Origin of the sequence: Novosphingobium sp. 9 (assembly GCF_025340265.1) — a bacterium.
GTDB lineage: Bacteria > Pseudomonadota > Alphaproteobacteria > Sphingomonadales > Sphingomonadaceae > Novosphingobium.
This window is the reverse complement of the sequence record NZ_CP022707.1, coordinates 327,254-345,072: the sequence shown is the minus strand read 5'-3', so window position 1 is coordinate 345,072 and position 17,819 is coordinate 327,254. Positions and strand designations below refer to the sequence as shown.

Here is a 17,819-nt window from a genome sequence, read left to right as displayed (position 1 = left end):
GCTGCATTGCAGCACCAGATTACCCCTCAAGCGAAAGACATAAGGGAAGGATTCGGTTCGGCATGAAGAAGCTCTATCCCAGCGCGGAGGCCGCGCTCGACGGGGTTCTGCGCGATGGCCTGCTGATCGCCTCGGGCGGCTTTGGGCTCAGCGGTTTGCCCGAACGTCTGCTGGACGCGGTGCGTGCCTCGGGCGTGAAGGATCTCACGTTTGCGAGCAACAACGCCGGTATCGACAACGAAGGCATCGGCAAGCTGCTGCGCACCCATCAGGTGAAGAAGATGATCTCGTCCTACGTGGGTGAGAACAAGGAGTTCGAGCGCCAGTTCCTCTCGGGTGAACTGGAAGTCGAGTTCTGTCCGCAGGGCACGCTGGCCGAGCGTATGCGCGCGGGCGGTGCCGGGATTCCGGGCTTCTACACCAAGACCGGCGTCGGCACGCAAGTGGCCGAGGGCAAGGAAGTGAAGAACTTCGGCGGTCAGGACTATATTCTGGAGCAGGGCATCTTCGCCGATCTCGCGCTGGTGAAGGCGTGGAAGGCGGATGAGAGCGGCAATACGATTTTCCGGAAGACAGCGCGCAATTTCAATGTGCCTGCCGCGATGTGCGGCAAGGTCTGCGTGGTCGAAGTGGAGGAGATCGTGCCCGTCGGCAGCCTCGATCCCGATCACATCCACCTGCCAGGCGTGTTCGTCCAGCGCCTCGTCATGGGCGCGCCTTACGACAAGAAGATCGAATTCACGACGACTCGCGAAAGGGAGGCCGCCTGATGTCCGAAGCAACCACAACCAAGGGCTGGAGCCGCGACCAGATGGCCGCCCGCGCGGCGCAGGAACTGGAGGACGGGTTCTACGTGAACCTCGGCATCGGTATCCCGACGCTGGTGGCGAACCACGTTCCCGATGGCGTCGAAGTGACGTTGCAGAGCGAGAACGGCATGCTCGGCATCGGTCCGTTCCCCTATCCGGACGAAGTCGATGCGGACCTGATCAATGCCGGCAAGCAGACCGTCAGCGAACTTCCGCAGTCGGCCTATTTCGACAGCGCCACCAGCTTCGCGATGATCCGCGGCGGCCACATCGACCTTGCCGTGCTGGGCGCGATGGAAGTGGACGAGCAGGGCGATATCGCCAACTGGATGATCCCCGGCAAGATGATCAAGGGCATGGGCGGTGCGATGGATCTCGTCGCGGGCGTCAAGAAGATTATCGTGGTGATGGAGCACACCTCCAAATCCGGCGATCCCAAGTTCATCCCCGCATGCACCCTCCCGCTGACCGGCAAGAACGTGGTGGACATGATCGTCACCGACCTGTGCGTGTTCCAGCGCCCCGATCACGACAGCCCGTTCAAGCTGGTCGAACTGGCCCCCGGCGTCACTGCCGAGGAAGTCGCCGCCAAGACCACCGCGAAATACGTCAGCTGAGGAGTAGTACCATGACCGACCTGTCCACGATCCCGCTGACCCGCATCGATGGCGCTGCCGACACGCTGGCCCGGCACGCCAGCAAAGTGCTGCTGATCGTCAACGTAGCGTCCAAGTGCGGGCTGACTCCGCAGTACGAAGGGCTCGAAGTGCTCTACAAGGCCCACAAGGACGAGGGGTTCGAGATCCTCGGCTTCCCCGCCAACGACTTCGGTGCGCAGGAGCCGGGCTCGAACGAGGAGATCGTCGAATTCTGCCAGCTGAATTTCGGCGTCTCGTTCCCGCTTTTCGCCAAGGCCGACGTTACCGGGGCGGACAAGCAGCCGCTCTATGCCGCGCTGACCGAAGCCTATCCGACCAAGACCGGGCCGGTCGAGGAATTCCGCGAGAAGCTGCGCGGCTACGGCATGACGCCGACCGAAGACCCCGAAGTGCTGTGGAACTTCGAGAAGTTCCTGATCGGGCGCGATGGCAGCGTGGTGGCCCGCTTCGCGCCGGGCGTGGCGCCGGACGATGCCGGGTTGATCGCTGCTGTCGAGGCAGAGCTGGCGAAGTGAAGGGTTGAAGAGGGAAGGTTGAACAGCAGGGGGTTATGACCCCCTGCACCCCCGGAACGTCTCCCGGCGCTGGTGTTTCGGGTTGGGCAGGGCGTCTCGCGTATCCGAGGCGCAGCGTTGATTTTCGCTCAGAGCGTTCTTCAGGCGCAAGGCCGAAGCCGGAAGACGTAACGGGTCTGGGGCCTATGGCCCCAGTGTCACCCTTGCTCCCCCCTCAAACTTCCCCCGTCGCAACAGGCCGCGAAGGATCGGCGATCCACTCGCTCCATGACCCCGGATAGAGTCTGGCACCGGGTAGCCCCGCGATCTCCATGGCGAGGGCATTGTGACAGGCGGTTACGCCCGAACCGCATTGGAGGATGGCGTGCGCCTCTCCCAAAAGGGCTGTAAACTCCGAGCGCAACGCATTGGCAGGGCGAAAACGGCCCGACGCATCCAGATTGTCGCGAAAGAAGCGGTTCTTCGCACCGGGAATATGTCCGGCAACCGGGTCGATCGGGTTGGGATCGCCCCGGAAGCGTGAGGGATCGCGGGCATCGAGCACTTGTGCGGCGCGGCTTTCGATATTGGCGAGCACTTCGTCTGCCTCCATGGTTCCGCCGACCAGCGGCGCGCGGGGCGCGAAATCGCCGACGATCGTCGGCCCGGCCTCGCCTGCCTCCAGCGCGCCGCCCGCCTCGACCCACGCGGGCAGTCCGCCGTCGAGCACGGCGACCGCCTCATGCCCCAACCAGCGCAGCAACCACCAGGCGCGCGCCGCCCAGGCTCCGCCGCTGGCATCGTAGGCTATGACCTGCTGGCCTTGCGAGAGGCCGAGCACGCGCAGGCGTTGCGCAAGGGCTTCGGCATCGGGCAGCGGATGGCGGCCATTGGTGCCGGATGGTGCCGCAGCAAGATCGTCGTCGAGATGGACGTAGCGCGCGCCGGGGATGTGGCCCGCCAGATAGGCCTCGCGGCCCTTGCCCGGCTGGGTCAGTTCGAAGCTGCAGTCGAGCAGCAGGGGCGGGGTAGCGGAGGCGAGCAAGCCCTTGAGATCGTCGGCGGAAAGGATCGTCGTGAAGGCCATGGGCGCTGCTCCGGTAGTGTCATTGTGGAGGTAGGCGGATCGCGCAGACATGAAAAGGCCGGGCGCTTCCTGTGCGGAAGGCCCGGCCTTTTCACTTGGCGATGATCGCCTGAATTATGCCAGCGCAGCCTTCAGGTCGTCGGCCAGATCGGTGCGCTCCCAGGGGAACAGGTCGCCCTCGGGCTGGCGGCCGAAGTGGCCATAGGCTGCCGTCGTGCCGTAGATCGGCTTGTTGAGGCCGAGGCCCGTGCGGATGCCGCGCGGGGTCAGCTTGCCGAGGCGGTCTGCGGCGACCTTGGTCAGCGCGGCTTCCAGAGCTTCTTCCGTCACGGTGCCGGTGCCGTGCAGGTCGACATAGAGCGAGAGCGGCTGCGACACGCCGATCGCGTAGGACACCTGGATGGTGCAGCGCGTGGCGAGGCCCGCAGCGACCACGTTCTTGGCGAGGTAGCGGGTGACGTAGGCAGCCGAACGGTCGACCTTCGTGGGGTCCTTGCCCGAGAACGCGCCGCCACCGTGGGGCGATGCGCCGCCGTAGGTGTCGACGATGATCTTGCGGCCGGTCAGGCCTGCGTCGCCATCGGGGCCGCCGATCTCGAAGCTGCCGGTGGGGTTGATGTGGTAGACGGTCTCGCCCGAGAGCAGTTCTGCGGGGAGAACCTCTGCCACGACCGACTTCACGTAGGCGTGCAGTTCGGCTTCCTTCTCGCCCTCGTCATAGCCCGGCGCGTGCTGGGTCGAGACGACGATGGCGGTGGCGGCGGCAGGCTTGCCGTCCTTGTAGCGCAGCGTGACCTGGCTCTTGGCGTCTGGCTCCAGGAACGGTGCCGCGCCCGAGTGGCGGTCGGTCGCCATCTTGTGCAGGATCTTGTGGCTGTAATCGAGCGTCGCGGGCATCAGGTCGGCGGTCTCGTCGCAGGCGAAACCGAACATGATGCCCTGATCGCCCGCGCCTTCGTCCTTGTTGCTCGACGAATCGACGCCCTGCGCGATGTGGGCCGACTGGCCGTGCAGGTTGTTCTCGAAGCGGAAGGTCTGCCAGTGGAAGCCGCTCTGCTCGTAGCCGATCTTCTTGACGACGCCGCGCACGGTCGCCTCGATCTCTTCCAGCGCACCATCTGCCCAGGTGCCGTTCTCGTAGACGCCCTTGCAGCGGATTTCACCCGCGAGCACGACCAGCTGCGTGGTGGTCAGCGTCTCGCAGGCGACGCGTGCCTCGGGGTCCTTCGAGAGGAACAGATCGACGATGGCGTCGGAAATCTGGTCCGCAACCTTGTCGGGATGGCCTTCGGAAACGCTCTCGGAAGTGAAGACGAAGTCTTTGCGCATGGAGTGACACCAACCAATATAAAGCTATCTTTATGTCGGCTCTACGCCCTCCGGCGACGCGGTGCAACCACGCAGGCGGCCAAAATTGCGAGCATTGCGGCGAGCGCCAGCGGCAGCGCGTTTCCAAAGCGGGCAAAAAGCGTCGGCGCATGGGCGCGCGGGATGAACCCGTCGAGGCGCTTTGCCGTGCGCCACGGTGCGAAGTTTCGCACCACGCCGTCGGCATCGACCACGGCGCTGATCCCGGTGGTGGTGGAGCGCAGGACGGGCAGGCCTTCCTCGATCGCCCGCAGGCGCGCCTGAGCCAGATGCTGCGGCGGCCCCCAGTAGCCGAACCAGCCGTCGTTGGAGGGGTTGAAGATGTAGTCGGGTCGGTCGCGCGGATCGACGACGTGGCCGGAGAAGACGATCTCGTAGCAGATCTGGATACCGGCCTTCCCGTAATCGCCGAAGTCGAACGTGCGGGGACCGGGGCCGGGCAGGAAGTCGATATCGCCCTCGACAAGGCGGGAAAGGCCCAGCGGTTCGAGAATGCTGCGCATCGGCAGGTATTCGCCATAAGGCACCAGATGCGCCTTGGAGTACCCGGCCAGGATATCGCCATCGCCATCAAGCGCGGTCACGGAATTGCGTGCGGCGACCGGCATGTCGTTCTTGGCGACCAGATCGACCGCGCCGGTCAGCAGCAGCGATTGTGGGCCGATCACTCGCCCGATGCGCCAGCGGGCGACGGCGGGATCGTCGGCATACGTGAAGCCGACGTAGAAATAGGGGGGATAGCCGTCGCGCAGATAGTCTGACACGCCCGATTCGGGCCAGAGCACCAGCCGCTTGCTATCGACACCACTGTTATTGACCCCATTGGGCATCGTTAGCTTCGCAAGCTTGACGAAGCTGGCCTCGAACTGCTGCGGATCGTCGAGCACTTCCTGTCGCAGATCCGGCTGGACCAGCGTGTAGCGGACCTTGCCGGGGGCGGCCGGTGCCCATGCGGCAGGCAGCACCATCAGCGCGGTGAGGGCGGCAAGGCCGATCAGCGGCGGCGCGAGGCGTGCCGCGCGGGCAGTGCCGGTATGGGCGGCGGCGAGGCGCATGAACAGGGCGGGCAGTCCGGCGAGCAGCACCAGCACGCCCGAAAGGCCGTAAGTCCCCACCCAGCGGGTCAGGATCGCGAGGCCGGGCGTCGAGAAGGGCCCTAGCAGCGCGACGCCGAGCGGATTCCAGGGAAAGCCGGTGAACAGCCAGCTACGGACCCATTCGGTGAAGATCCACGCGGCGGCAAAGGCGAGCGTGAGCGCCAGCGCCCGGCGCGGCGGGGTGAGCGGCGCGGCGCGACGGCTCAGGACGCGCAGGAAAGCCCATGCGATCAATGTGGCGAAGGCAGGGAACAGTGCGAGGTAGAGGGCCAGCAGGAAAACCGCGATGCCGCCCAGCCAGGTGGGCATCGCCGCCTGATAGGTGAAGGCCGTCGCGATCCAGTTGTTGCCGAGCGTGAAATGGCCGAGCCCGAACAGCCAGCCGATGAGGAAAGCGCGGCGGCCCCGCTCCGCGCGCGCGATCAGCTCGATCAGCAGCGCGATGGCAAGCAGCGTCAGCGGCCAGAGTTGCAGCGGCTGGAACCCGCAGGCGGCGAGCGCGCCCAACACCACCGCAGACACGCGCGGACGGTCAAGGCAGGCCGTCAGGACGCGGCGGAAAAATGTCGAAAGGGCGGGGCGGGGCGCGGGCATGGTCGCCGCTATGTAAGCCACCGGGACCGTGACGCAAGCGCGCGTGGGCGAGCGTCACGGTCTGGAAGGGTTCGGGCCGGAAGGATCTGGCCCGGAATGTCAGCTGGAGCCGATCAATCGACCGTTTCGAGCGGGTTGCCGGCCTCGTCGGTCGGGGTCGCCTTGCGGGTCCGGCGACGGCGGGGCTTTTCCTCGACATCCGCCTCGGCGACCGGGGCGGCAGGGGCTTCACCGGCGGCATCGGCCTTGGGCGTGCGCGGACGGCGCGTCTTGGGCTTCGGCTTGGCGCCTTCCTCGGCATCGCTGGTCGCGATCGAGGGGGGCAGGGTTGCCGGATCGAAGCTGGGTGCGGCCTCTTCTTGTGCCGAAGCAGAGGTTTCGTCATCACCACGTTCGGCGCGACGCGGCGCGCGCTGTGGCTTGCCGGTGCGGGTCTGCGCCCCGCGCGGCTGGCGATTGTCGCGCACGAAGGGGTTTTCCGCAGGCTCGTAGATCGAGCGCGAACCATCGGCGCCTTCGGCGGCCTCTGCGTTTTCCGGCTGGCTGTCACGCGGCTGGCGATCCTGGCGCTCGGTCCGATCCTGACGCTGTTCGTAGCGCGGCTCGTGACGCTGTTCGTTACGGGGCGCATCGTTGCGCGGTTCATGGCGCGATACCGACGTGACCGGGTGCGGATAGTAGTCGTCCGCCGCGTCCTCGACCTCGTCGTTCTGGACGCGCTCGTCGCGACGCGGCTGGCGCATTTCTTCCTGGCGCTGCTTCTGGTCGGCGATGACGCGGAAGTAGTGATCGGCGAACTGGAGGTAGTATTCCTCCGTCACGCGATCGCCATTGAGCATCGCGTCGTGTGCCAGCTTGCGGTACTTCTCCAGAAGCTGCGGCGCATTGCCACGAGCCCGGCTGTCGATACGGTTGGTCTGCTGGCCGCCTTGCTGGCGATTGTTACCGTTGTTGTTACCGCGGCCGCGCCGACGGTTGTTACCACGATTGTTATTCAAGGGTAGTTTTCCTCAAAACCCGGGAATTCGCCGCATTCTTGCGCGAAAGCCGTATGTCGCGTCATCACGAATCGCCTTGTGCGGTCGTGATCCTGACATCTGCCTCATCGAGGTGGCCGTGACCTGCGACTCCGCGCAAATGCTGGGAACGAACCGGCATGGGAAGTTTCATCCATGGCCCGGCTCATGAAATGTGTAGGCATTCCCAAGCCGGATTCCAAGCAAAAACTTATCTTTTTACCCTGAAAACGCGACTACGCGCGGGCGCCCGGCAAGGTCGTGATAAAGCGCGGGAACAAGGCCGGCCGCCATGCCGATCGCGCTCACCGCATCGGCCTGCGTGTGCCCGATCTCGACCAGTGCAAGCCCGCCGGGCGTAAGAAGATCAACGAGTTGCGGCACCAGAACGCGATAGTCGTCGAGCCCGTCCGCCCCGGCGAACAGCGCGCTGGCGGGTTCGTAATCGCGCACCGAGGCATCGAGCACGGCCTCGCTTTCGACATAGGGCGGATTGGCAAGGATCAGGTCGAAGCGGCCAAGCGCGTCGCGCCAGCCCGGCGTCAACCAGCTGATCTCGCGCATTTCGGTGCGGGTCGCGAGGCCGAGCGCCCCAGCATTGGCCTGCGCGACGGCCAGTGCAGTGGGCGAGGCGTCGATGCCGATGCCCGTCGCTTCGGGCAGGTTCGCCAATACGGCCAGCAGCAGCGCGCCCGAGCCGGTGCCGCAGTCGAGCACGCGGCGCGCTTCGGGGCGGGCGGCAAGCGCCGTTTCGACGAGAACCTCGCTGTCACCGCGCGGGATCAGCACCGCCGGGGAGACCTGGAAGGGCAGGCCGAAGAACTCCTGCGTGCCGGTGATATAGGCGACCGGCTCATGCGCGGCGCGGCACGCGATCAGCGCCGCGAAGGCCTCGGGAGCGGGATCGAAGCTTCGGCGCAGCAGCAGGTCGGAGCGCGAGCAGTCCAGTGCATGGGCCATCAGCACTTCGGCATCGAGCCGGGCGGTGTCGCTGGTTTCGCTCAGGCGCAGCGTGGCGGACCGCATGGCCTGTGCGACGGTTTCTGCTGTTTGGGGGCTCACTGGTCCATCGCCGCGAGACGCTTGGCCTCGTCTTCGGCTATCAGCGCATCGACCAGTTCGCCAAGGCCGGTGCCTTCGAGAACTTCGGGCAGGCGGTGGAGCGTCAAGTTGATGCGGTGATCGGTCACACGCCCTTGCGGAAAATTGTAGGTGCGGATGCGCTCCGAGCGATCACCCGAGCCGACCATCGCGCGGCGCGCCTCGGCTTCGGCACCCTGAGCCTCGTCGCGCATCTTCTCGTAGATACGCGCACGCAGCACCTGCATGGCCTTGGCCTTGTTCTTGTGCTGGCTGCGCTCGTCCTGACAGGTGACGACAATGCCGGTGGGCAGGTGGGTGATGCGCACCGCCGAATCGGTGGTGTTGACGTGCTGGCCACCGGCCCCGCTGGCCCGGTAGATGTCGATCTTGAGGTCCTTGTCCTCGATCTGGACATCGACCTCGCTTGGTTCGGGCAGCACCGCCACGGTCGCGGCGGACGTATGGATGCGCCCGCCGCTTTCTGTCACGGGTACGCGCTGTACGCGGTGGACGCCGCTCTCGAACTTGAGGCGCGCGAACACGCCGGAGCCCGTCACGTTGGCGACCACTTCCTTGAAGCCGCCGACATCGCTGGCATTGGCCGAGACCATCTCCACCCGCCAGCCCTGTTCGGCAGCGTAGCGCTCGTACATGCGATAGAGATCGGCGGCGAACAGTGCGGCCTCGTCGCCGCCGGTTCCGGCGCGGATTTCGAGCATCGCCGGGCGCACGTCTGCTGCATCGCGCGGCAGCATGGCAAGCGCCAGTTGGCGTTCGACCTCGGGCAGTTCGCCCTTCAGGCGCAGTACTTCCTCTTCGGCGAGCGCGCGCATTTCCGGGTCCGGGTCGGCCAGCGACTGGAGATCGGCCAGTTCGCCGCGCATTGCGCGGATATCGGCGGCAAGATGCGCGACGCGCTCCAGCTCGGCATAGTCGCGACTGGCCGCGACGAACGCCTCGCCTTCGAGCGTGCCCGAGGCAAGGCGGGCTTCCAGTTCGGCAAAGCGAGCGCCGATCTGGCCCAGCCGCTCGTCGGAAATGCTCACGGCTGGTCCATTCACGGCTGAATCGACTGGAGCACCTGCTCGACCGCGAGCGAGGCCGTGGTCGTCTCGGTGGTGCGCAGGTTCGCCACGGGCGCGCCTTCGGTCATGCCGAACGAGACGAGCACGCGCGCGCCGAGCTTCACCGCCTTGTCGTAGCGCTTGCGGGCGCTGCCGCTGGCGACGATCTCGACGTCGAGCCCCTGATAGCGCAGGCCCGACATGACCTTGAGCGCGTAGGACAGCGCCGCATCGTCCTCGACCGCCAGCGCGACGGTAAGCTGTGCCGTCGGCACGGCGCCTGCATCGGCGACCAGCATCGAAAGCCGCTCGATTCCCGCCGCCCAGCCGACCGCCGGGGTGACGGGGCCGCCAAGGCTTTCCATCAGCCCGTCATAGCGACCGCCGCCGAGCACGGTGCCCTGCGCGCCAAGGCGCGAGGTGACGAATTCGAACGCGGTGTGGCGGTAGTAGTCCAGCCCGCGCACCAGCGTCGGCGCGCGTTCGTAGGCGACGCCTGCGGCATCGAGTCCGGCGGTGACGGTGCCGAAGAAGTCCTGCGCCTCGCCCGAAAGGAAGGTGTCGATCTTGGGTGCATCGGCGACGAAGGCCTTGTCGCGCGCGTCCTTGGAATCGAGGATACGCAACGGGTTGCGTTCCAGCCGGTCCTGCGAATCTTCGGAAAGGTCCGCCTTGTGGGCACGGAAGTACTCGACCAGCGCCGCGCGCCAGGCCTCACGGCTGGCGACATCGCCCAGCGTATTCAGCTGCAGCGTCACGCCGTCCGAAATGCCCAGTTCCTTGAGCAGGTGATCGGCCATCACCAGCAGTTCGACATCGGCGAGCGGCTCTGCGGCGCCCAGCACTTCGGCGTCGATCTGGTGGAACTGGCGATAGCGGCCCTTCTGCGGGCGCTCGTAGCGGAACAGCGGGCCATGGGTGGCGACCTTGAGCGGGGCGTACTGCTTCCAGCCGTCGGTCAGCCAGGCGCGGGCGATCCCGGCGGTGAATTCCGGGCGCAGGGTCAGCGATTCGCCGCCGCGATCCTCGAACGAATACATCTCCTTGGAGACGACATCGGTGGTCTCGCCGATCGAGCGCGAGAACACTTCGGTCTTCTCGAAGACCGGCATCTCCACGCGGCGGAAGCGGTAGAGCTTGCGGACGCGCTCGAAGGTCTCGACGACATGCGCGAAGCTGTCCGCATCGGCGCCGAAGATGTCCTGGGTTCCGCGAATGGCCTGGGGCGTGGTGTTCATGGTTCGCGCGCTTAGCGGGAATGTGGGTTGAGGGAAAGTGGCGGCCGCAAGTGACAATGGTGAGCTTCCGCAGCTTTTCCAAGTGTCGCAGATGGCTGTGGGCCTGCCGCGGAAGGCTTGCGTGGCCCTGCGCATCAAAGCGAAATTGGAGGGTTGCTCCTGTTTCGATGCTCGGCAATAACCTGCGCCCATGCTGAAACATATTGCGCTTGCAACCTCGCTCTCGGTCCTTGCCCTTTCCACCGCTGCGGTGGCGCAGGACGATCCCACCCGTTCGAAGCCGATGGCCCCCGCGCTGCCTGCGCCGGTTCCCGTCGCCAAGGACGTGCCCTATGCCGGTACGATCGGCCTGAACATCGATGCGACCGACCTCGATCGCGGCCTCTATCATGTGACGGAGACGATCCCGGTCGCCGCAGGCACCGGCGAGATCGTGCTGCTGGAGCCGAGCTGGTTGCCGGGCCATCACTCGCCCTCGAACCCGGTCGCGCTGTTCTCCGACATTCACTTCCAGGTCGATGGCAAGGATGTGCCGTGGGTGCGCGATACCGTTTCGGTGAATGCCTTCCACATCAAGCTGCCTGCCGGTGCCACTGCCGTCACCGCCAAGTTCGTCCACACCTCGCCGCTGACCAGCCGTGAGGGCCGCATCACCATGACGCAGGAAATGCTCAACCTGCAGTGGGACAAGATGAGCATGTACCCGGCGGGCTATTACACCCGCGGGATCACCTTCAAGCCGACTGTCAAGTTCCCCACCGGCTGGACCGTCTACACCGCGCTCGACGGTTTCGCGCGTACCGGCGACACCGTGACCTGGAGCCCGATCGACTACGAGCGTCTGGTTGATTCGCCGATCTTCGCGGGCAAGTACGCCAAGAGCTTCGATTTGGGGCACGGCGTGAAGATGAACGCCGTCGCCGACGAGGCGAAGGATCTCGAAATCTCGCCCGAGAACATGCAGAAGTATCGCAACCTGTCGAACGAGGCGGTCAGCCTGTTCGGCGCGCGCCACTTCGATCACTACGACTTCCTGCTCGGCCTGACCGACGAGATGGGCGGCATCGGGCTGGAGCATCACCGCTCCAGCGAGAACCAGATGGAGCCCAAGGCGTGGGTCGACTGGGACAAGATGGACTGGGATCACAACGTGATCGCGCACGAGTTCACCCATAGCTGGGACGGCAAGTTCCGCCGCGGTTTCGACCTGTGGACGCCGGACTACCAGCAGCCGATGCAGGACAGCCTGCTGTGGGTCTACGAAGGCCAGACTCAGTTCTGGGGCTATATCCTGGCGGCGCGTTCGGGCGTGCAGAGCAAGCAGACCGTGCTCGACATGTGGGCCTCGGCCGCTGCCCTCTATTCCGAGGGTGAGCCGGGTCGCGAATGGCGTTCGGTCGTCGATACTACCAACGATCCGATCATCGCCCAGCGCGCGCCGCATCCGTATCGCTCGCTGGAGCGCTCGGAAGACTACTACGTTGAAGGCGCGCTCACCTGGCTGGAGGCGGACCAGATCATCCGCGCCGGCACCAAGGGCAAGAAGGGCCTCGACGACTTCGCCAAGGCCTTCTTCGGTGTGCGCGATGGCGACTGGGGCGAGCTGACCTACAACTTCGACGACGTGGTCAAGACCCTGAACGGCGTTTACGCCTATGACTGGGCGACGTTCCTGCACAACCACATCTACGAGCCGAACCAGCCCGCGCCGATCAAGGGCATCGAGATGGCCGGGTACAAGCTGGTGTGGAAGGACAAGCCCAATTCCTACCAGAAGGGCGCGAACGACTATCGCCACTCGACCGACCTGACCTATTCGCTGGGCATGGCCGTGGGCAAGGACGGCACCATCAGTTCGGCGCTGTGGAACGGTCCGGCGTTCAAGGCGGGCCTCGTCAACGGCGTGCAGATCATCGCGGTGAACGGCAAGGCCTATAGCGGTGACGTGCTGGAAGACGCGGTGACGGCGGCCAAGAGCGGCTCCACGCCGATCCAGCTGCTGATCAAGCGCGAGGATGCCTATACCACGGTGCCGGTCGCCTATTACGGCGGTCTGCGCTATCCCTGGCTGGAAAGCACCACGCCGGGCAAGGAAAACGGTTTCGACCGTCTGCTGGCCGCGCGAACGAAATAATAACCACTTGTGTTGCACTGCGGTCCGAAGCCGGATCGTGGACGGCATGAGACGTTTCGGGGTGGGACGGTCTTCGTTCCGCCCCCGAATACTATGTTGCGATGCAGGTGCAGCGCGGCTAAGCCCGGCCAGTTCAAATTCTTTCACGCTTTTACGTAAATCAACTTACGTGATGCGGCGCATCAAATGAGGTTTCACATGCGTATCGACATGATCCCCGTCGGCAAGAACCCGCCGGAGAGCCTGAACGTCATCATCGAGGTTCCCGCCGGTGGCGAACCCGTCAAGTACGAGTTCGACAAGGCTTCGGGCGCGCTGTTCGTCGACCGCATCCTGCACACGCCGATGCGTTACCCCGCGAACTACGGTTTCGTGCCGCACACGCTCTCGCCCGATGGCGACCCGCTTGACGCGCTGGTCGTGGCCCGCTCGCCCTTCGTTCCGGGCAGCGTCGTGCGCGTGCGCCCGATTGCGGTGCTGAACCTGGAAGACGAGCACGGCGGCGACGAGAAGCTGGTCTGCGTGCCCGACACGTCGACGTTTCCGTACTACAGCGACGTCCAGGAAAAGCACGATCTGCCCGAGATCGTCTTCGCCCAGATCGAGCACTTCTTCACCCACTACAAGGATCTGGAGAAGGAAAAGTGGGTCCGCGTCGGCACCTGGGGCGATGCCGCAGAAGCCCGCAAGATCGTCGTCGAAGCGATCGAGCGCTACGAAGCGGACGCCAAGACGGAAGCCTGATCGCTTCTGCCAGCGCTGAAATACAAAAGGCCCGGTGGAGCGATCCGCCGGGCCTTTTGCTTTGGGGGAAGGGAGGAGTATCGCTCCTTAGCGGACGTTGGGTGCTGCTTTAAACAGGCGGGCCAACTGTGACATAGCATCCCAACATGCCGGTTTTGGAATGCCCGGCACTCTCCAGGTTGGATTAGCGCTCCATTCTGCGCGATAAGCTTGCAGTGACGCGAGGACAGTTTGCTTCGCGTGATCGGAGGCAGCGGGATTATCGTCAAATCCCGGCTCCCAAAGGCAACACGGGCAGATGCCCAAAGGTATGCCGCCAGCTTCATCGTAAGCGTCTGTAACAACGTATTCTGGAAAGCCACAGGCGGGACACAGCAATGTGCCCTGATCGTCGCGGATATTGAACTGTCGAGCGTCGACCATTCGCCGCTTCTAAGGAAAGATAAGTCCGTCCACCACCCCTCTTCGTCATTCCCGCGAAGGCGGGAATCCAGCAGCAACTTTGCGATGTAGGGCTTTTGGGACCGCCGTCTTCATCCTCACATCGACGCGAAACCGTTCACTTTATTCCGGCATCATCTCGGATATGATTCTGCGAGAACGGGGCGAGAGATGGAACCGCTGTCGCCCACTCAGGCTGATCGACGTTTGAAATCCCGCGTGGCGCGGACTGGATTCCCGCCTTCGCGGGAATGACGAATAGGGGGCGAGGGGCGGGGACTAGGGCGACAGCGGGGCTGGGCAGCCTTCTGGCCGTAATGCCCCTCCTCCCGCTCGCGCAGGGGGCGGCATCCCTCGTCCCTCACCCCGCGCTGATGCCCATGCACAGGTACTTGATCTCCATATAGTCCTCCAGTCCGTGGCGGGAGCCTTCGCGGCCGAGGCCCGATTGCTTGACGCCGCCAAACGGGGCGACTTCGGTGGAGATGAGGCCGGTATTGATGCCGACCATGCCTGCCTCCAGCGCCTCGGCCACGCGCCACACGCGGCTGAGGTCGCGCGCGTAGAAATAGCTGGCGAGGCCGAACTCGGTATCGTTCGCCAGCCGGACGCCCTCGGCCTCCTCGGTGAAGCGGATCAGGCCTGCCAGCGGCCCGAAAGTCTCCTCGCGCGCGAGCTTCATCTGCGGGGTTACGTCGCTGACCACCGTGGGCGTGAAGTAGGTGCCGCCGAGCGGGCTGCGTTCGCCGCCCGCCAGCACCTTCGCGCCGCCGGATGTCGCATCGGCAAGGTGCTCCTCCACCTTCTCGACCGCTTTGGCATCGATCAGCGGGCCGATCTCGCTGCCCTGTTCCAGCGCATAGCCGACCTTGAGCGCCTTCACCCGCGCCGCCAGTTTCTGCGCGAACTCGTCGTAGACGCCGTCCTGCACGTAGAACCTGTTGGTACACACGCAGGTCTGCCCGGCATTGCGGAACTTCGAGATCATCGCACCTTCGACGGCGGCATCCACGTCGGCATCGTCGAACACCAGGAACGGCGCATTGCCGCCCAGTTCCATCGAGCATTTCTTGATCGTCTGGGCGGACTGAGCCAGCAGCTCGCGGCCGATCTCGGTCGATCCGGTGAAGGTGATCTTGGCGACCTTGGGATTGCCGGTCAGTTCCCCGCCGATGGCGCCTGCGCTGCCGGTCACGACATTGACGACGCCCGCCGGAATTCCGGCCTCCTCGCACAAGGCCGCGATGGCCAGCGCGGAGAAGGGCGTTGCCGAGGCGGGCTTGATGACGATGGTGCAGCCTGCCGCCAGCGCCGGACCGAGCTTGCGGGCGATCATCGCATTAGGGAAATTCCACGGCGTGATCGCGCCGACCACGCCCACGCCCTGTCGCAGGGTGACGATGCGGCGGTCTGCGGCATGGCCGGGGATCACCTCGCCATAGGCGCGCTTGCCCTCTTCGGCGAACCATTCGATGAAACTGGCGCCATAGGCGATCTCACCCTTGCCTTCGGCCAGCGGCTTGCCCTGTTCGCGGCTGAGCAACTCGCCCAGATCGTCCTGCGCGGCGATCATCAGGTCGAACAGGCGGCGCATCAGCTTCGCGCGCTCACCTGCGGTCTTCGCGCGCCAGCCGGGGAGCGCGGCCTGCGCGGCATCTATTGCGCGGCGGGTTTCCCCGGCGCCCATCTTCGGGACGGTGCCGATCACTGCGCCGCTGCCCGGATCGGTGACGTCGAGCGTGGCGCCGCCATCCGCGTCGCACCACACACCATTGATGTAGGCTTGCTGGCGCAAGTAGCGGGTATAGGCCATCTCGGTCATCCTTCTCGTTTCTTTTCGCGGCTGTCAGGCCCTATCCGGGGCCGGTCTGCACAGGGGCAAGTTCCTGGCTGACCGGCACGCGGAGAACCGCAGTCTTTGGCGGAACTTCAGCGAGGTAACGCGCGGGCCTTGGCAAGTGCCCTGCAAAGTGCTTACTTTGTCGGATAACAAGCCATCACGGCAAAGACATGAATGGGAAGAGGGTCTTGCTGAAAGTTACCCTTCACGCGGAGGGGGCAGCGTGAGCGCGCCGGTCCTTCCCACGCGCCACGATCCCGCCTCGCCCGAGGCGCTGGCCCGCGCGGCGCATAACCGCGCGCTGGCGCAGGACTTGCGCGAGCGGGTCGCCAAGGTCGCGCTCGGCGGCGGCGAGGGCGCGCGCCAGCGCCATGTCGCGCGCGGCAAGCTGCTGCCGCGCCAGCGGGTGGAGCGCCTGCTTGATGCCGGGGCGCCGTTTCTGGAGATCGCGCAACTCGCTGCAGGCGGCCTCTATGACGACGAGGTGCCCGGCGCCGGGGTGATCGGCGGGATCGGACGCGTTTCGGGCCGAACCTGCATGATCCTTGCCAACGATGCGACGGTGAAGGGGGGCACCTATTTCCCGATGACGGTGAAGAAGCACCTGCGCGCGCAGGCGATCGCGCAGGAGAACCGTCTGCCGTGCCTCTACCTCGTCGATTCGGGCGGGGCGAACCTGCCGCATCAGGCCGAGGTGTTTCCCGACCGCGACCACTTCGGGCGGATATTCTTCAACCAGGCGCAGATGAGTGCGCAGGGCATTCCCCAGATCGCCTGCGTGATGGGCAGTTGCACGGCGGGCGGGGCTTATGTGCCGGCGATGAGCGACGAGACGGTGATCGTGCGCGAGCAAGGCACGATCTTCCTCGCAGGGCCTCCCCTGGTGAAAGCCGCGACCGGCGAGGAGATCAGCGCCGAGGATCTGGGCGGCGGCGATCTGCACGCCCGCAAGTCCGGCGTCGCCGATCACCTTGCCGAGAACGACGCCCATGCGATCAGCATCTTGCGCGATATCGTCAGCCATCTGCCGCCCGATCCTGCGCCTGCGGTGGAGAGCATCCCGGCGCACGATCCGCTCTATCCGGCACACGATCTCTATGGCCTGATTCCCGAGGACGTGCGTGCGCCCTACGATGTGCGCGAGGTGATCGCCCGGCTGGTCGATGGCTCGGAATTCCACGAGTTCAAGGCCCTGTACGGCGCGACGCTGGTCTGCGGCTTTGCGCATATCCATGGGCGCCCGGTGGCGATTCTGGCGAACAACGGCGTGCTGTTCTCCGAAAGCGCTACCAAGGGCGCGCATTTCATCGAGCTGGCCTGCCAGCGCCGGGTGCCGCTGCTGTTCCTCCAGAACGTCTCGGGCTTCATGGTCGGCGGGAAGTACGAGGCGGAAGGGATCGCCCGGCATGGCGCCAAGCTGGTGACAGCGGTGGCGACCGCGAGCGTGCCCAAGATCACGCTGGTGATCGGCGGCAGCTTCGGCGCGGGCAATTACGGCATGTGCGGGCGGGCCTACGATCCGCGCTTCCTGTTCACCTGGCCCAATGCCCGCATCTCGGTGATGGGCGGCGAGCAGGCGGCCTCGGTCCTCGCCACCGTCCACCGCGATGCCGAGAACTGGACGCCTGCCGAGGCCGAGGCTTTCAAGGCGCCGATCCGCACCAAGTACGAAACCGAGGGAAGCCCGTATTACGCGACGGCGCGGCTTTGGGATGACGGCGTGATCGATCCGGTGCAGAGCCGCGATGTGCTCGGCCTCGCGCTTGCCACCTGCCTGCGCGCGCCCGTGCCCGAACACCCCCGCTTCGGCCTGTTCAGGATGTGACTTCGATGACTGCTGCTCCTCACGATACCCTCTTCGTCCTCGATACCGACTGGGCCGACCCGGAGCATGGTGGTGATCGTCGTTTCTACTGCAAGGATTGCGTGACGGTGGAGGGCCTGCTGGCGCTGTTCCCCGAGCGGGCGGGGAATATCGAGGTGGTGCGCGTCGGCTGGCCGCGTCCGCGCACGGCGGTGGTCGAGCGCTTGGGCGAGGCGAACCAGAACCTGCCCGCGCTGGCCTTTGCCGAGGGCGGCTTTGCCAATGACATCGAGGCGGTGTTGAAGGCGCTGCATACCCGGCACCATTTTCCGGAACGCCATCCATGA

At 65.4% G+C, this 17,819-nt stretch carries 15 protein-coding genes; 7 read left to right on the top strand and 8 right to left on the bottom strand.

The genetic code is table 11. The features are described 5' to 3' along the window. Positions 1-62 precede the first annotated feature (62 nt). Genes CI805_RS01745 through CI805_RS01735 form a run of 3 tightly spaced genes read left to right on the top strand, consistent with a single transcriptional unit; the run spans position 63 to position 1,983 of the window. Positions 63-770, top strand: coding sequence for a CoA transferase subunit A (locus CI805_RS01745; RefSeq protein WP_260925522.1), 708 nt, complete (start codon positions 63-65; stop codon positions 768-770). Further along, positions 770-1,426, top strand: coding sequence for a CoA transferase subunit B (locus tag CI805_RS01740; protein WP_260925520.1), 657 nt, complete (start codon positions 770-772; stop codon positions 1,424-1,426). Before CI805_RS01745 ends, CI805_RS01740 begins: the two co-directional genes overlap by 1 nt. 11 nt (positions 1,427-1,437) lie before the next feature. Beyond that, positions 1,438-1,983, top strand: coding sequence for a glutathione peroxidase (locus CI805_RS01735; RefSeq protein WP_260925518.1), 546 nt, complete (start codon positions 1,438-1,440; stop codon positions 1,981-1,983). 214 nt (positions 1,984-2,197) lie between these two features. On the opposite strand, the gene CI805_RS01730 is transcribed toward CI805_RS01735, so the two are convergent. From CI805_RS01730 to hisS, 7 genes are all read right to left on the bottom strand, one after another. After that, positions 2,198-3,100, bottom strand: coding sequence for a sulfurtransferase (locus tag CI805_RS01730; RefSeq protein ID WP_260925516.1), 903 nt, complete (start codon positions 3,098-3,100; stop codon positions 2,198-2,200). A 63-nt stretch (positions 3,101-3,163) separates the two neighbouring features. Continuing rightward, positions 3,164-4,378 carry a methionine adenosyltransferase gene (gene metK, locus CI805_RS01725; protein ID WP_260925514.1) on the bottom strand — a complete coding sequence of 405 codons (1,215 nt, stop codon included), beginning with the start codon at positions 4,376-4,378 and terminating at the stop codon, positions 3,164-3,166. 41 nt (positions 4,379-4,419) lie between these two features. Then, the gene (gene lnt, locus CI805_RS01720) at positions 4,420-6,108 is read right to left on the bottom strand and encodes an apolipoprotein N-acyltransferase (protein WP_260925499.1); all 1,689 of its coding nucleotides are present in this window, start codon (positions 6,106-6,108) and stop codon (positions 4,420-4,422) included. A gap of 113 nt (positions 6,109-6,221) precedes the next feature. Further along, positions 6,222-7,106, bottom strand: a complete 885-nt coding sequence (locus CI805_RS01715) for a DUF4167 domain-containing protein (protein WP_260925497.1) — start codon at positions 7,104-7,106, stop codon at positions 6,222-6,224. Between the two features lie 237 nt (positions 7,107-7,343). Next, the gene (prmC, locus tag CI805_RS01710) at positions 7,344-8,150 is read right to left on the bottom strand and encodes a peptide chain release factor N(5)-glutamine methyltransferase (protein WP_260927703.1); all 807 of its coding nucleotides are present in this window, start codon (positions 8,148-8,150) and stop codon (positions 7,344-7,346) included. A 32-nt stretch (positions 8,151-8,182) separates the two neighbouring features. Further along, positions 8,183-9,253 carry a peptide chain release factor 1 gene (gene prfA / locus CI805_RS01705; protein ID WP_260925495.1) on the bottom strand — a complete coding sequence of 357 codons (1,071 nt, stop codon included), beginning with the start codon at positions 9,251-9,253 and terminating at the stop codon, positions 8,183-8,185. 11 nt (positions 9,254-9,264) lie between these two features. Next, positions 9,265-10,509: a histidine--tRNA ligase gene (gene hisS, locus CI805_RS01700; protein WP_260925493.1), complete on the bottom strand. Its 1,245-nt coding sequence runs from the start codon at positions 10,507-10,509 to the stop codon at positions 9,265-9,267. A gap of 190 nt (positions 10,510-10,699) precedes the next feature. Here hisS and CI805_RS01695 point away from each other — a divergent pair, with 190 nt between their 5' ends. Together CI805_RS01695 and ppa are read left to right on the top strand one after the other, a co-directional pair. Next, positions 10,700-12,643 (top strand): M61 family metallopeptidase, encoded by a 1,944-nt coding sequence (locus CI805_RS01695; RefSeq protein WP_260925476.1) that lies wholly within the window; start codon positions 10,700-10,702, stop codon positions 12,641-12,643. A 198-nt stretch (positions 12,644-12,841) separates the two neighbouring features. After that, positions 12,842-13,387 (top strand): inorganic diphosphatase, encoded by a 546-nt coding sequence (gene ppa, locus CI805_RS01690; RefSeq protein WP_260925475.1) that lies wholly within the window; start codon positions 12,842-12,844, stop codon positions 13,385-13,387. Positions 13,388-14,189: 802 nt separating this feature from the next. Here the strand turns inward: ppa and CI805_RS01685 are convergent. After that, positions 14,190-15,641 (bottom strand): NAD-dependent succinate-semialdehyde dehydrogenase, encoded by a 1,452-nt coding sequence (locus tag CI805_RS01685; RefSeq protein WP_260927701.1) that lies wholly within the window; start codon positions 15,639-15,641, stop codon positions 14,190-14,192. A gap of 250 nt (positions 15,642-15,891) precedes the next feature. On the opposite strand from CI805_RS01685, the gene CI805_RS01680 reads away from it, so the two are divergent. Both CI805_RS01680 and CI805_RS01675 read left to right on the top strand, forming a co-directional pair. After that, positions 15,892-17,493 carry a carboxyl transferase domain-containing protein gene (locus CI805_RS01680; protein WP_260925474.1) on the top strand — a complete coding sequence of 534 codons (1,602 nt, stop codon included), beginning with the start codon at positions 15,892-15,894 and terminating at the stop codon, positions 17,491-17,493. Positions 17,494-17,498: 5 nt separating this feature from the next. Beyond that, a complete protein-coding gene (locus CI805_RS01675; RefSeq protein WP_260925472.1) occupies positions 17,499-17,819 on the top strand; it encodes a DUF3088 domain-containing protein in 321 nt (106 codons plus the stop codon).

Coding starts and splice junctions, on each gene's coding strand:
- CI805_RS01745 (WP_260925522.1), top strand. CDS start 63: ATGAAGAAGCTCTATCCCAGCGCGGAGGCCGCGCTCGACGGGGTTCTG.
- CI805_RS01740 (WP_260925520.1), top strand. CDS start 770: ATGTCCGAAGCAACCACAACCAAGGGCTGGAGCCGCGACCAGATGGCC.
- CI805_RS01735 (WP_260925518.1), top strand. CDS start 1,438: ATGACCGACCTGTCCACGATCCCGCTGACCCGCATCGATGGCGCTGCC.
- CI805_RS01730 (WP_260925516.1), bottom strand. CDS start 3,100: ATGTCTGCGCGATCCGCCTACCTCCACAATGACACTACCGGAGCAGCG.
- metK (WP_260925514.1), bottom strand. CDS start 4,378: ATGCGCAAAGACTTCGTCTTCACTTCCGAGAGCGTTTCCGAAGGCCAT.
- lnt (WP_260925499.1), bottom strand. CDS start 6,108: ATGCCCGCGCCCCGCCCCGCCCTTTCGACATTTTTCCGCCGCGTCCTG.
- prmC (WP_260927703.1), bottom strand. CDS start 8,150: ATGCGGTCCGCCACGCTGCGCCTGAGCGAAACCAGCGACACCGCCCGG.
- hisS (WP_260925493.1), bottom strand. CDS start 10,509: ATGAACACCACGCCCCAGGCCATTCGCGGAACCCAGGACATCTTCGGC.
- CI805_RS01695 (WP_260925476.1), top strand. CDS start 10,700: ATGCTGAAACATATTGCGCTTGCAACCTCGCTCTCGGTCCTTGCCCTT.
- ppa (WP_260925475.1), top strand. CDS start 12,842: ATGCGTATCGACATGATCCCCGTCGGCAAGAACCCGCCGGAGAGCCTG.
- CI805_RS01685 (WP_260927701.1), bottom strand. CDS start 15,641: ATGGCCTATACCCGCTACTTGCGCCAGCAAGCCTACATCAATGGTGTG.
- CI805_RS01675 (WP_260925472.1), top strand. CDS start 17,499: ATGACTGCTGCTCCTCACGATACCCTCTTCGTCCTCGATACCGACTGG.